This is a genomic window from Streptomyces sp. CRN 30 (assembly GCF_034105845.1).
In genome coordinates this window covers 1-13,073 of the sequence record NZ_JAVRHI010000379.1, presented here as the reverse complement: position 1 = coordinate 13,073, position 13,073 = coordinate 1, and the positions used below count along the sequence as shown (strand labels likewise).

12 protein-coding genes and 1 rRNA gene are annotated in these 13,073 nt (G+C 71.7%); 3 read left to right on the top strand and 10 right to left on the bottom strand.

Going from position 1 to position 13,073, the window contains the following annotated elements:
* Positions 1-89: ribosomal RNA gene (gene rrf / locus UW392_RS40850) — 5S ribosomal RNA — on the top strand; the annotation flags it as partial.
* Between the two features lie 70 nt (positions 90-159).
* Here rrf and UW392_RS40845 read toward each other — a convergent pair.
* The 4 genes from UW392_RS40845 to UW392_RS40830 all read right to left on the bottom strand — a co-directional run bounded on the left by UW392_RS40845 (position 160) and on the right by UW392_RS40830 (position 3,878).
* The gene (locus UW392_RS40845; RefSeq protein WP_320780331.1) at positions 160-825 is read right to left on the bottom strand and encodes a response regulator transcription factor; all 666 of its coding nucleotides are present in this window, start codon (positions 823-825) and stop codon (positions 160-162) included.
* Positions 822-2,072: a sensor histidine kinase gene (locus UW392_RS40840; RefSeq protein ID WP_320780330.1), complete on the bottom strand. Its 1,251-nt coding sequence runs from the start codon at positions 2,070-2,072 to the stop codon at positions 822-824. Before UW392_RS40840 ends, UW392_RS40845 begins: the two co-directional genes overlap by 4 nt.
* A gap of 64 nt (positions 2,073-2,136) precedes the next feature.
* Complete coding sequence (locus UW392_RS40835) at positions 2,137-2,937, bottom strand: ABC transporter permease (RefSeq protein WP_320780329.1); 801 nt, start codon at positions 2,935-2,937, stop codon at positions 2,137-2,139.
* On the bottom strand, positions 2,934-3,878 hold the full coding sequence (locus UW392_RS40830; RefSeq protein ID WP_320780328.1) for an ATP-binding cassette domain-containing protein: 945 nt from the start codon (positions 3,876-3,878) through the stop codon (positions 2,934-2,936). Before UW392_RS40830 ends, UW392_RS40835 begins: the two co-directional genes overlap by 4 nt.
* A gap of 94 nt (positions 3,879-3,972) precedes the next feature.
* Here UW392_RS40830 and UW392_RS40825 point away from each other — a divergent pair, with 94 nt between their 5' ends.
* On the top strand, positions 3,973-4,554 hold the full coding sequence (locus tag UW392_RS40825) for a GNAT family N-acetyltransferase (RefSeq protein WP_320780327.1): 582 nt from the start codon (positions 3,973-3,975) through the stop codon (positions 4,552-4,554).
* Positions 4,555-4,642: 88 nt separating this feature from the next.
* Here UW392_RS40825 and UW392_RS40820 read toward each other — a convergent pair whose 3' ends face one another.
* The 6 genes from UW392_RS40820 to UW392_RS40795 form a co-directional block, all read right to left on the bottom strand.
* Positions 4,643-6,265, bottom strand: a complete 1,623-nt coding sequence (locus tag UW392_RS40820) for a type VI secretion protein (protein ID WP_320780326.1) — start codon at positions 6,263-6,265, stop codon at positions 4,643-4,645.
* A 26-nt stretch (positions 6,266-6,291) separates the two neighbouring features.
* Positions 6,292-7,713 carry an ATP-binding protein gene (locus tag UW392_RS40815; protein WP_320780325.1) on the bottom strand — a complete coding sequence of 474 codons (1,422 nt, stop codon included), beginning with the start codon at positions 7,711-7,713 and terminating at the stop codon, positions 6,292-6,294.
* Positions 7,714-7,723: 10 nt separating this feature from the next.
* Positions 7,724-9,283 carry an SCO6880 family protein gene (locus tag UW392_RS40810; protein WP_320780324.1) on the bottom strand — a complete coding sequence of 520 codons (1,560 nt, stop codon included), beginning with the start codon at positions 9,281-9,283 and terminating at the stop codon, positions 7,724-7,726.
* A complete protein-coding gene (locus UW392_RS40805) occupies positions 9,280-10,602 on the bottom strand; it encodes a hypothetical protein (RefSeq protein ID WP_320780323.1) in 1,323 nt (440 codons plus the stop codon). The genes UW392_RS40810 and UW392_RS40805 overlap by 4 nt, the downstream gene beginning before the upstream one ends.
* Positions 10,592-11,422, bottom strand: coding sequence for a hypothetical protein (locus UW392_RS40800; RefSeq protein WP_320780322.1), 831 nt, complete (start codon positions 11,420-11,422; stop codon positions 10,592-10,594). Before UW392_RS40800 ends, UW392_RS40805 begins: the two co-directional genes overlap by 11 nt.
* Positions 11,423-11,613: 191 nt before the next feature.
* Positions 11,614-11,922: a hypothetical protein gene (locus UW392_RS40795; RefSeq protein WP_320780321.1), complete on the bottom strand. Its 309-nt coding sequence runs from the start codon at positions 11,920-11,922 to the stop codon at positions 11,614-11,616.
* A gap of 454 nt (positions 11,923-12,376) precedes the next feature.
* On the opposite strand from UW392_RS40795, the gene UW392_RS40790 reads away from it, so the two are divergent.
* Positions 12,377-13,066 (top strand): immunity 49 family protein, encoded by a 690-nt coding sequence (locus tag UW392_RS40790; protein ID WP_320780320.1) that lies wholly within the window; start codon positions 12,377-12,379, stop codon positions 13,064-13,066.
* The last annotated feature ends 7 nt before the right edge of the window (positions 13,067-13,073 follow it).

The window sequence follows — 13,073 nt, the reverse complement described above, 5'->3', positions numbered from 1 at the left end:
CCGGTTACATTTCGAACCCGGAAGCTAAGCCTCACAGCGCCGATGGTACTGCAGGGGGGACCCTGTGGGAGAGTAGGACGCCGCCGAACAATCATTGAGAAAACCCCCGCCCGGGTTCACTGGGCGGGGGTTTTCTGCGTTCGGTGGTCGTTACGGCCACTACGACGGCTTCACCAGACGGGCGTCGTACGCAAGGATCACCGCTTGCACGCGGTCCCGTGAGCCGGTCTTCGCGAGGATACGGCCGACGTGGGTCTTCACCGTGGATTCCGCGAGATGGAACCGGGCGGCGATCTCCGTGTTCGTCCAGCCCTGACCGATCGCCGTGAGGATCTCCCGTTCGCGCTCGGTGAGGGTGGCCAGGCGGGTGTCCTCCGAGGAGGACCGGTCGTCGCCGGACGGCAGATGGTCGACGTACGCGTCCAGGAGCCGGCGGGTCAGGCTGGGGGCCACCACCGCGTCACCGGAGGCCACCGCACGGATACCCGACAGCAGCTCCTCCGGCAGTGCGTCCTTGACGAGGAACCCCGAGGCGCCGGCCCGCAGCCCGGCGTACGCGTAGTCGTCGAGGTCGAACGTGGTGAGGATCAGGACTCGGGTGCGGTCGCCCGAGGCCACGATGCGCCGGGTCGCCTCGATGCCGTCGAGGCCCGGCATGCGGATGTCCATGAGGACGACGTCCGGGCGGAGCCGGTCCACCATGCGTACCGCCTCGATGCCGTTGGAGGCTTCACCGAGCAGCTCCATGTCGTCCTGGCTCTCCAGGAGCATGCGGAAGCCGAAGCGCTGCATCGGCTGGTCGTCGACGATGAGGACGGTCGTCACGTGCCGGGGTTCCTGTTCTCTGATGTCTGCGCGTCCTGGTGCGGAGGCAGGTGCAGGTGGACGCGCCAGCCTCCACCGGACAGCGGGGCGGCTTCGAGTGTGCCGTCGTACAGGGCGGCCCGCTCGCGCATTCCGGTGATGCCACGGCCCTCGGTGCTGTCCCGGCCCGTGCTCGTGCCCGTGTCGGTGACCGTGACCGTGATGCCGTCGGGTGCGAAAGCCGCATCGACGGTTGCCGTGGCTCCCTTCCCGCCGTGCTTGAGCGTGTTCGTGAGGGCTTCCTGGACGACCCGGTACACGGTGAGCTCCCGTCCGGCGGGCTGGGCGGGTGCGGTTCCCGTGACGGTCAGCCGGACCGGCAGGCCCGTGCTCCGTACGGACTCGACGAGGGACGAGAGGTCCGCCAGTCCCGGTTGCGGGGCACGGGTGGGAGTTTCGCTCTCCTCTTCCTCCTCGCGGAGCACACCGAGCAGGCGGCGCAGCTCCGACAGCGCTTGCCGGCTCGTGGTGCCGATCGCTTCCAGGGCCTGCACTCCTCGCTCCGGGTTCCTCTTCGCGGCGTAGGCGCCGCCGTCCGCGAGTGTGGTGATGACCGAGAGGTTGTGGCCGATGATGTCGTGCATCTCCCGCGCGATGCGGGCCCGCTCGGCCGCGGCCGCGAGCTGGGCCTGCTGGTCGCGCTCCACCTCCAGCCGGCGGGCGCGGTCCACCAGGGAGTCCGTGTACTCCTTGCGGGAGCGCACCGCGATGCCGAGGAGTGCCGCGAGGGTGAAGCACCAGATGCCCGGGCCGAACTGCCAGTCCCAGGCGGCCTGCGGGTAGCGCACCGCGCCCACCACGAGGGGCGCGAGCGCCACCAGGGCGGCCCAGGCGAGTTCCCTCGTCGGGCGGCGCAGGGCGACGTGGAAGACGACGACGCCCTGCACCAGGGACGCCTGGAGGATGGCGCCCGTCCATCCGTTGAGGGCGGAGAACGGCGCGATCGCCAGGAGCGCCGCCAGGGGACGGCGGCGGCGCCACAGCAGCGGGACGGTGAAGCCGAGGCTCATGCAGACGAGCAGCCCGTCCGGCACGTCCGTGTTCTGCGCGGTGCTGCGCCACCCGCTGCTCGCGTAGTCCGTCAGGGCCGCGATCACCCAGAACGTGGTGACCAGGAGGTCCCACGTACGCGGGTGGCGCTCGTCGAAGGCACGGATGCGCTGGAGCAGGTCCCGTGAACGGGAGGTCAGGGGGTGGGGCGGTGTCACAGGACCATCTTCGGCAACTGCCGCCACGACCGCAGCCCCCTTCCTGCCGTACGTCGTCACGGCGTCATACGTCCCGGCGCTGCAGCAGCACACCGGCCAGCGCCACCGACGCCACCGCCCACAGGCACAGTGCCAGCAGGGAGGCAGCGGGGGACGGGAAGCCCGGGAGTGCGTCGAGGGCGGAGACGTTGCCCGCCGCCTGGGCCGGGAAGTACTCGACGGCGGTGTCCACGGCGTCGACGGGGATCATGCTCACGACCTCCGGGAGGATCATGACGCCGCCGACGAAGGCCCCGATGCCGCCCGCGACCGAGCGCAGCAGCGCGCCGAGACCGAGGGCGAACACGGAGAGCGCGGTGACGCCCGCCGAACTGCCGGCCACCGCGGCCAGGACGCCCGGGGCGGTGAGGGCGGTCTCCTGGTCGGTGCCGGACAGCAGGGTCTGGGCCAGCGGGTAGGCGAGCAGACAGGCCGAGAAGGTGACGGGGAAGACGGTCGCCGCGAGGACCGCCGCCTTCGCCCACAGGACCGGCACCCGGCGCGGCACCGCGGTCAGCGAGGAGCGGATCATTCCGGTCGTGTACTCGCCGGCGGTGACCAGCACGCCCAGGACGGGCAGCGTGATCGCCGCGAGCTGGATGCCGGTGAGGCCGAGCTGGACCGGGTCGACGTGCTCACGGCTGCCGCTCTCGTAGGTGGCGGCGACGATCAGGCCCAGGCCGACGATCAGAACGGCCGAGGTGGCCAACGTGATCCAGGAGGACCGCACGGACCAGAACTTGTGCCACTCGGAGCGCAGCACCCGGGCCGGGGTGACGACGTAGGGAGAGGTGGCGGCGGAGGTGATGGTGGTGGTCGTGGTCATGCCGGGGCTCCTTGCTGTCGGGCGGGGGCGGCGGGGCCCGGGGCGGCGGCGTACTCGACCGAGTCGCGTGTCAGGTCCATGAAGGCCTGCTCCAGCGATGTGGTCTGCGGGGTGAGCTCGAAGAGGGGGACGCCGTGGGCGGCGGCCGTGCGGCCGATGTGCCGGGCGTCCGCGCCGCGTACGTCGAGCGTCTCGGTGCCGGCCGCGCTGATCTCGACGTCCGGTCCGGCGAGCAGTGCGGCGAGCCGGGCCGCCTCGGGCGTGACGACCCTGACGCTGCCCGCACCGGCGTCGCGGACGAACGCGGCGACCGTCGTGTCCGCGAGCAGCCGTCCGCGGCCGATGACGACCAGGTGCTCGGCGGTGAGGGCCATCTCGCTCATCAGGTGGGACGAGACGAAGACCGTACGGCCCTCCGCGGCGAGGGACTTTAGGAGGGTGCGCACCCACAGCACGCCCTCCGGGTCGAGCCCGTTGACCGGCTCGTCGAGGATGACGGTCGCCGGGTCGCCGAGCAGCGCGGCCGCGATGCCGAGGCGCTGTCCCATGCCCAGGGAGAAGCCCTTGACGCGGCGGCGGGCGACCTCGGCGAGGCCGGTCAGCTCCAGGACGTGGGTGACGCGGCTGCGCGGGATGCCGTGGGTGAGGGCGAGCGCGAGCAGGTGGTCGTACGCGGTACGGCCGGGATGGACCGAGCGGGCCTCCAGCAGGGCGCCGACCTCCGTCAGGGGCGCGGGATGGTCGGCGTACGCGCGGCCGCCCACCGTGGCGTGGCCGCGGGTGGGGGCGTCCAGGCCGAGGATCAGACGCATGGTCGTGGACTTGCCCGCGCCGTTCGGGCCGAGGAAACCGGTGACCGCTCCGGGGCGGACCGTGAAGGTCAGGTCGTCGACGGCTGTCCGGTCGCCGTAGCGCTTGGTGAGGTGGCGGATCGTCATCATGCCGTCGATGCTCGTCGGCGCGGGGGCGTGGTTCGTCGGACGGTGGCGGTATATGAGGTGAGGGACGTAGTACCCCGGTATTACGGTGGCGCGTATGGACAGCGAGAAAGCCGTACCTGGTGACGGTGTCGTCGTACGCGCCATCCGTGCCGGTGAGTGGGGACAGGCCCGGCGGCTGCGGCTGGAGGCGCTGCGCGATCCGGTGGCGGAGCTGGCGTTCCTGGAGTCGTACGAGGCGGCCGCCGCCAAGCCGGACGCACACTGGCGGGAGTGGACCGCCGGAGCGGCCGAGGGGACGCGGGACCGGCAGCAGTTCATCGCCGAGACGGCCGGCGGGGAGTGGGTCGGTTCGGTGACCGTGCTGCTGGAGCGGGCCGGGACGGTGGACCCGTTCGGCGGAACGGTCGCGTGCGACCAGGGACACGTCGTCGGGGTGTTCGTAGGGCCCGCGTACCGGGGTGACGGGGCGGGCGTGACCCGGGCGCTCTTCGACGCCGCGCTCGAGTGGGCCTGGGCGGCGGACGTCGAGCGGGTACGGCTGTACGTCCACGAGCGGAACACGCGCGCCGAGGCGTTCTACCGGAAGGCCGGGTTCGTGGCGAGCGGGGTCCGGGCGACCGGTCCCGCCGGGGTCGGCGGGTTCGAGCTGGAGTACGAGATGAAGCGGTCCGCCTGACCTCCTGAGTCCGCCTGACCTTCCCCTCCTGACTCGGCCTGACCTCTCCCCGCACCGCCCCTACTGCACCGCCCTTACCGCACCGCCCTCACTGCACCGGCAGCTCGTACTGCGGCCACCGGGACCGGCCCTGTTCCCTGGAGCGCATGAGGGCCAGCGTCGGCAGACCGAGGTCGGCTCCGCTCGTCAGGAGCTCGGGGAGCTGGGGCAGCGGGGCCACCGCCGCCACGTCGTCCAGGACGAGGGTGAATGGTGGGTCGAGGCGACCGGCGGATGACCGTTCGGCCATGGTCCGGCCGCGCTCGACCACGCTTGCGGTGAGGGCGGTGAGGAGCGGCATGGCCCCTGGAGTCGCCCGGGGATCCTCGATCGGTTCCCCCACCACGTAAAGGGTTCCCCCTTCGTTGATGAAGGAATCCAAGGCGAGGGAGTCCGTTCGGTGCGGAGTGCACGCGTTGCGGACGTTGACCGTGAACAGTGCGGAGAGGGCCCGGGCCGTCAGTTCCTGGGCCATGTCGCGGCGTTCGGGGTGCGAGGTGAGCGCCGACTCCAGCTCGCCCGCCGTGCCGGGTGCCGCCTTCGGGCTGGTCCGCAGGATTCGGACCGCGTCCTGCACCTGGTTGCCCTGCGCCCAGCGGTGGACGTGGCGGAAGGCGCGCCCGTCCACGGCGGCGGCGTGCAGGTAGCAGCGCAGCAGGGTCTCCGCGACGTCCGCGAGCGCCTGGTCCAGCTTGGCGGTGGGGCGCACCGGGGCGAGGAGGGCCGCCGCGCGTGCCGCCGCGGTCGCCTTGTCCTCGCAGCCGCGGGAGGGCGACCAGTGGAGGCGGGCGGGGGTGTCGCACAGGTGGGACGGGTCGTAGAGGAGGACCGGGCCCAGCTTGGCGCGGGCGTCCTTGGTGTCCTCCCACAGGGTGGGGCTGGAGGTGACGACCAGGGCGGGACCCGCGGCGTCACGGAGCGCCTCGGCGGCGACCGGGTGGCGGGTCTCGGGGGAGCCGAGGACCACGGGGACGCGCGGACCGGGCAGGGGGAGGAGGGGGTCCACGGCGGGGACCGCTCCGACGCCGGCGGACACGGCCGCTTCCGGTGACGGCAGGGGCACCACGGCGGCGGCGGTGGTCACGGTGGCGGTGGTGGCCGGGGGAGGCGTCGGCGTGGGTTCGGCCGCGAGGCCCGGCGCGGGGTCCGGCGCGGGCTTCGACAGGAGGCCCGGCTGCGGCTGTTGCTGCTGTTCTTGTTGAGGCCGAGGCTGAGGCTGAGGCTGCGGTTCTGCCTGTGCCTGTGCCTGTGCCTGTGGCTGTGCCTGTGGCGCGGCCGGGCCGCGTACGGCCGCCGCGCGCTCCGCCTTCTCCCGTGCCCGTACCGCCCGCCACCGCGCCACCGTGCCCACCACGAACACGGTCAGCACGACCAGCACCATCACCTGGCCGATGAGCAGCCCCCAGAAGAGCCCGTACCCGGAGAGCTGGTCCGCCGAGGCCTCGGGCCAGGCGCCCGCGAGGTCGTCCGGCCGGCCGATGAGGTGGCGGACGGCCATGGGCGTACGGGTGAACGCGATGCCGTCCGGCCAGCTGCCGTGGGTGAACAGGGCCGCGAGCCCCGTGGCCGTCCACACCAGCACGGTCATGCCGATCAGGAAGCCGATGAACCCGAGCAGCAGCCCGTCGGGGATGCCGCGCTGGTCGTTCTCCTCCGGTCTCGTCCCGCTCACGCCGCTCCCGTTCACGCCACTCCCGCTCACGCCACCGTCGACTCCGACGACCCGTCCAGTTCGAGATGCTGCTCCACGAAGGCCGCCGCCCGCTCCTCGGCCTCCAGTTCGGCGGCGCGCAGCGCGTCGTCCGCCAGGCGGTCGGCGGAGGACTCGGTCATCGCGCGGTCGGTGAAGACCAGGGGCCGTTCGGTCTCGGTGATCAGGTGTTTGACCACCTGGACGTTGCCGTTGACGTCCCAGACCGCGATGCCGGGCGTGAGCGTGGGAATGATCTCCTGGGCCCAGCGCGGCAGACCGAGCACGCGGCCGGTCGCTCTGGCCTCGTCGGCCTTCTGTGCGTAGATCGTCCGTGTCGACGCCATCTTGAGGATCGCGGCCGCCTCCTTGGCCGCCGCGCCGTCCACCACGTCGGACAGGTGGTGCACGACCGCGACGAAGGACAGGCCGAGCCGGCGGCCGAACTTCAGCAGGCGCTGGAAGAGCTGGGCCACGAACGGGCTGTTGATGATGTGCCAGGCCTCCTCGACCAGGAAGATGCGCTTCTTCCGGTCGGGGCGGATCCAGGTGTGCTCCAGCCACACGCCGACGATCGCCATCAGGATCGGCATGGCGATGGAGTTGCGGTCGATGTGGGAGAGGTCGAAGACGATGAGCGGGGCGTCCAGGTCGATGCCGACCGTCGTGGGGCCGTCGAACATGCCCCGCAGGTCACCGTCGACCAGGCGGTCCAGGACGAGCGCCACGTCCAGGCCCCAGGCCCGTACGTCGTCTATGGGGACGTTCATCGCCTCGGCCGACTCGGGCTCCGGGTGGCGCAGCTGTTCGACGATGTCGGTGAGGACCGGCTGGCGGTCGACGATCGTCTCGTTGACGTAGGCGTGCGCGACCTTCAGGGCGAAGCCGGACCGCTCGTCCAGGCCGTGGCCCAGGGCGACCTCGATGATGGTCCGCAGCAGCGCGAGCTGGCCGGTGGTGGTGATCGCCGGGTCGAGCGGGTTGAGCCGGATGCCCATGTTGAGGGCGGCCGTCGGGTCGAGCCGGATGGGGGTTATCCCCAGCTGCTCGGCGATGAGGTTCCACTCGCCGACGCCGTCCTCGCCCTGCGCGTCCAGGACGACGACCTGGCGGTCGCGGAAGCGGAGCTGGCGGAGCACGTACGTCTTCTCCAGCGCCGACTTGCCGTTGCCGGACTCGCCGAGGACCAGCCAGTGCGGAGCGGGGAGTTGCTGTCCGTACAGCTGGAAGGGGTCGTAGATGTAGCCCTTTCCGGAGTACACCTCGCGGCCGATGATGACGCCCGAGTCGCCGAGGCCGGGCGCGGCGGTCGGCAGGTAGACCGCCTGCGCCTGGCCCGTCGAGGTGCGCACCGGGAGTCTGGTCGTCTCGACCTTGCCGAACAGGAAGGACGTGAAGGCTTCCGTGAGGATGGACAGCGGGTCCCGCATGACAGCAGTCCTACCTTCGAATGCCGGTCGCGAACGGAAGGGTGTTGACGAACGCGCGGTGGTGTTCTCTGTCGCACCACTCCAGCTTGAGGTACGACTTGCCGGCCGAGGCCCTTATGGTCCGCTTGTCGCGGGCGAGCGCCTCCGGGGTGCGGGACGACACGGTGATGTAGCCGACCAGGTTCACGCCTGCGGCCCCGCTCGCGAGGTCCTCGCCGCGCTGGTCCAGACGGTTGTGGGAGGCCAGGTCGCGCGGGTCGACGGTGCGGTTCATCTTGGCGGCGCGGCTGGCGTCGGCCGCGTCGTTGGTCTTCTCGGTGAGCATGCGTTCGATGGCGATCTCGGTGGGTTCGAGGTCCATCGTCACGGCGACCGTCCGGATGACGTCGGGGGTGTGGACGAGCAGCGGGGCCAGGAAGTTCACGCCGACCGGGGTCATCGGCCACTCCTTGACCCAGGCGGTGGCGTGGCACCAGGGGGCGCGGGTGAGCGACTCGCGCGTCTTGGCCTGGAGGTACGTCGGCTCCATCGCGTCCAGCTCGGCCGGCCAGGCGTTGCGCTTGGTCATGGCCTGGATGTGGTCGATGGGGTGGTCCGGGTCGTACATGGAGTGGATGAGCGAGGAGAGCCGGCCCTGTCCGAGCGGCTGCCGGACGCGGATGTCGGCCTCCTGCAGGCGCGAGCAGATGTCGGTGAGCTCGCGCGCCATGACGACGGCGAGGCCGGCGTCCTTGTCGAGCCTGCGGCCGCCCTGCGGACGGATCGCGCGGGCCATGGCGGCGCCCTCGGCGGCCAGCTCGCGGCTGTAGTGCATGCAGGCGACGAGGTACGCGCGGTGCTGCTCGCTGCTGGTGGACACCATGGACTGGAGCTGGTCGTAGGACTGCTGCAGCCATCCGGGGGCCCGCTCGTCCCCGCGCTGGGAGACGTCCTTGGCGTGGGCGTCCGGGTCGGCGGGAAGGGTGCGGGCGAGCATCTGGATGCGGGTGACGAAGCCGTCGCCGTTGGCCACGTGCTTGAGCAGCGTGCCGAAGCGGTCGACCAGGGCCTCCTGGTCCTCGGAGTCGCGCAGGCCGACGCCGGGGCCCTCGATCTCGATGGCGGCCGTGACGGTGCGCCGGTCGGCGTGGAGCAGCACGGCGATCTCGTCGGGGCCGAACGGGGCGGCCAGCCAGGTGATGCGGCCGATGCCCGGCGGCGGCCCGACCTCGATCTCGCGGCCGTCGGACCGGGTGCCGGCCTCCATGGTGCCGGAACGGTATGCGGTGCCCTTGCGCAGGGAGCGCTTGAAACTGCGGTTGATCTCGAACCACCTGTAGAACGTGCGGCGCTTGTACGGCACGTAGACGGCCGCCAGCGCCAGCAGCGGAAAGCCCATCAGCAGCACGATCCGCAGGGAGAGGACCGGGACGAGGAGCCCGCACATCATGCCGAGGAACGCGCCCGCGATGATGAGCGCGATCTCACCGTTCTCACGGTTGCGGCCGATCATCGCGTTCGGCCGGGCGCGGCCGATCAGGTACGTACGGCGGGGCGAGACCGGATGGGACACGTGGGAATCGGTCGTCAACGCCCGTCACCTCCGGAGCGGTTGCTGTTGTTGCGGGTGCTGCTGGCGTGTGGGGTGTTGACCGGGCTGGTACGGGGCGGGGGCGCGGCGGAGGCGCCGGCCGCGCCGCCACCGCCGGACGGTGTACGCGCGCTGTGCGCGGCCACGCCGCCGGACGCGGGGTTGGACTGGCGGGGCGTGGCGGCTGAGCCGCCCCCGTTGTTGTCCGCCCGGGTGCTGTGGGTCTTGATGCCCTGGGCGACGAGGGTCGCGGGCGAGCTGATGACGGCGGCGGCCTTGCCCTCGGCCCCCTGCATCAGGCGGTTGTTGCGGGAGCCGGCGATCTCGTCGCCGAAGCCGGGCACGAACCGGTAGATCATCGCGGAGGCGAAGATCGCCAGCAGGATGATGGAGAGGCCGGAGACGACCGCGGAGAAGGCGTCCGGCCCCTCGTCGCCCGCGAGGGCGCCCGCGAGTCCCAGCACGATGACGATGACCGGCTTCACCAGGATGACGGCGATCATGATGCCGGCCCAGCGGCGGACGTGGCCCCACAGGTTCTTGTCGACGAGTCCGGCGTAGACGACGGTGCCGAGCAGGGCGCCGACGTACAGCAGCGCGGCCCGTATGACCAGCTCCAGCCAGAGCACGCCGGCCGCGAGGATGGACACCAGCGACACCACGATCAGCATGATCGGGCCGCCGCCGATGTCCTCGCCCTTCTCCAGGGCACTGGAGAAGTTGCCGAAGAACGTGTCGGTCTGGCCCCCGGTCGCCCGGGCGAGCACTTCGGAGACCCCGTCGGTGGCGGACACCACCGTGTACAGGATCAGTGGGGTGAACGCGGAGGCCAGCACCGTCAGCCAGAGGAAGCCGATGGCCTCCGACAGGGCCGTGGTCAGGGGGACCCCGCGCACCGCGCGCTTGGCCACCGCGAGCAGCCAGAGCAGCAGGGTGAGGATGGTGGAGGCCGCGAAGACGACGGCGTACTGCTGGAGGAACGTCGGGTTGGTGAAGTCGACGTTCGCGGTCTCCTCGACGGCCTGGGACAGCTTGTCGACGGTCCAGGCGGCGGCGTCGGCGCAGCCCTGGGCGAGGGAGGAGAGCGGGTCGAGGGTGCTGTTGACGCTGGGCGCGCCACCGCCGTCGGAGGCGCCCTGGCCCTCCTCGCAGTACCTTCTGGCCTCGCCGGCGATGAGGTCGCAGTCCTCGTTCGAGGCGCTCGGGCTCGGGCTCGGCGTGGGCTCCGCGTAGGCGCGGGTCGCCAGCAGCAGCAGCGCCGTCTGTACGGCCGCCACCGCTCCGGTGAGCCTGAGCGCACGGTTCCGGCTAGCGGGCATACGTGAACCCTCCGTACTCCTCGACGGCCTTGCCGATCTCCTCGGAGGTGGCGGCCCTGTCGTCACCCGGGACCGGGACGGGACCGTCCTCCTGCGTGTCCGCGGTGACCTTCCAGTCGCCGTCGGACCACCGCAGGTCGAAGGTCCAGGTCTTCCAGGCGGTGGTGACGGGATCAGTGGTGCGCTCGCCGGACATGCCGATGAGGCTCATGTACCAGACGGCCACCTCGGCCGTGCTGTCGCGGTACTCCCGGACCGTCGTCCCGACCGGCACCACGCGGGAGACGAACGTGCTGCCGTCCGGCGGGTTGCCGTCGGCGTCGAGGCCCATCCTGCTGAGGAAGTCCGCCGAGTACGCCTTGTCCAGGGGAGCCTGGAGGCCGGCGGCCGCGGCGGCCGTGTAGACGGTGCCGACGATGCTGTCCCGGCTCTCCTTGCGGAACATGCCGGTCGAGCCGAGTGCCACCGCGTAGTTGGCCGCAGCCGACTGCGCCCCCTGCTCGTCGTGCGCGAACCCCGTCGGGATGCCCGCCGCCTTCGTGCGTACGGGCTGTTCGCCCGACGCGGCCGTGGGGGAGCCCGTCGCCTTGTCCGCGCCGGCGGTGGAGCCGTCCGCGGAATCGGAGCCTCCACGGTTGGCGAACGCAATGGCCGCGATCAGCAGCACCACCACGCCCACCACCGTCACCAGGCTCCGTGAGGAGGAGGCGCGGCCTCGTCGGGCGCCCCCGTACACGTCGCCGTGCGGGTCGGGCAGCCGGGTGCGGGTCTGCCCCGTGCCGCCGTAGGGCCCGCCGCCGTGTTCGTCACCGGCGCTCATGCCACGTACGCCCCCTCGACCTCGTACGGAACGATTCGGTGTGGGGACGACGGTAGCCGTGCTGGTCGCCGCGTGGACGCGGTGTGGTGACTCGACATCAAGGAAACGCAACCTCAGCCGGTGGGCACGACGGACGGGTGGGGGGGAAGGGCGGCGGAACCGGGCGCGCCCGGCCGCACAGGGCCGCGGGGCTACACGGCCATCCCGTACACGATCGTGAAGAGCGTGCCCAGGGAACCGATGATGAAGACACCGGTCAGGCCCGCGATGATGAGGCCCTTGCCCTGTTCGGCGCTGAACGTGTCGCGCAGGGCCGTCGCGCCGATGCGCTGCTTGGCCGCGCCCCAGATCGCGATCCCGAGGCAGAGCAGGATGGCGATCGCCATCACGACCTCGATCATCACCCGGGCCTCGTTGCCCAGGCTGCCGAACGGCCCCCAGTCCGGGGCGATACCGCCGATGATGGTGGTGATGTCGCCTTCTTCGGCTGCAAGGAACATGTAAGTCACCGCCCCTAGTGGGTAGTTCTGCACCCTCTGAGCCTGGTGCACAGAGGTCGGGCCCATTGTCGCTGACGATGCCGCTGTCGTATGTCGACTTGGCGTCATTGATTGGCGGATTTCCTATGGATCCCTTGCAGCCGGCCTGCGTGAACCCGTAGCGCGGGGTGCGATGTGGCATGTGAGGGGTCGTTTCGTCACTCTGTGTATCACGGCAGCTCACGTCGGGCAATGAGGCCGAATCGGAACCTGGGGTGTGGTTCCGTCGTTGGTCCTTCTCTTGTGCCCGTCCGGTTCTGACGGGGTGTCGGGCCGGTCGGGCCGGTGCTTCGAGTGTGCCGGACGGGGCTGTGGGACGCGAGGGCGACCGGTGGCCGGGCACGCGTGGACGGTCCGCGGGGCGATCTGGGCTGGGCGGAGATCATCCACCGGACGGATCCACGGGGCGGCAGCAGTGCGAAGAGAGCGACACCGGGTGCGCGAGGACGTGCTCTCGGCGGTACGGGGCGACTTCGTCCACCGGATCGGATCGATGGTCCGCGACCTCGCTCTGGCCGCCCGGCTGGGCGCGGCGGCCTTCCGCGCCGTACGGGCCGGATCCGGGTCACCGGGCGACGTGACCGTGGGCGGCACCACGCTGGTGTGCGTCTCCGGACCCGACACCCGTTCCGTCGGCGCGGGGCACTGGCACACCGCCGTGAACCTCGCCCTGGTCACCGGCGACCGGGAGAGCCTCGCGCCGCTCGTCCTCGTCGATCCCGCGTTCCTGGCGGACGGCTCCGCCTATGCGGCGTACCACGAGGCGCTGCAGGAGTACTTCCGTGGTGAGGACCCCGCGCCCGCCGTCGAGCGCGCCGTGCACGACGTCGAGAAGGTGAGGGGCCGGGGTTTTCCCCCGCCGCCCGCCGTGCTCCTCTCCCAGCTCGTCGAGGGGGACGAGGAGAGCTTCAACCTCGCCCTGCTGGACGCCCTGGAGGCCCGCCGCGACCACTACGCGGTCGCCGACCGCGCCGACGACAGCGACGCGGACGTCAGCCTCGCGCTGTTGGGCCTGGCCTGCCGCGCGCGGCGTCGCGGCTGGGACGTGCGGGTCGACTCCCCGTACCTGCCGGCCCGTCTGCTGCGGGCCGCCGGCGGCGCGTAGGGCCGCG

Bases quoted from the DNA above. Each gene is read 5' to 3' on its own strand.
- UW392_RS40800 (WP_320780322.1), bottom strand. From the start codon at position 11,422: ATGAGCGCCGGTGACGAACACGGCGGCGGGCCCTACGGCGGCACGGGG.
- UW392_RS40830 (WP_320780328.1), bottom strand. From the start codon at position 3,878: ATGATGACGATCCGCCACCTCACCAAGCGCTACGGCGACCGGACAGCC.
- UW392_RS40825 (WP_320780327.1), top strand. From the start codon at position 3,973: ATGGACAGCGAGAAAGCCGTACCTGGTGACGGTGTCGTCGTACGCGCC.
- UW392_RS40795 (WP_320780321.1), bottom strand. From the start codon at position 11,922: ATGTTCCTTGCAGCCGAAGAAGGCGACATCACCACCATCATCGGCGGT.
- UW392_RS40815 (WP_320780325.1), bottom strand. From the start codon at position 7,713: ATGCGGGACCCGCTGTCCATCCTCACGGAAGCCTTCACGTCCTTCCTG.
- UW392_RS40805 (WP_320780323.1), bottom strand. From the start codon at position 10,602: ATGCCCGCTAGCCGGAACCGTGCGCTCAGGCTCACCGGAGCGGTGGCG.
- UW392_RS40835 (WP_320780329.1), bottom strand. From the start codon at position 2,937: ATGACCACGACCACCACCATCACCTCCGCCGCCACCTCTCCCTACGTC.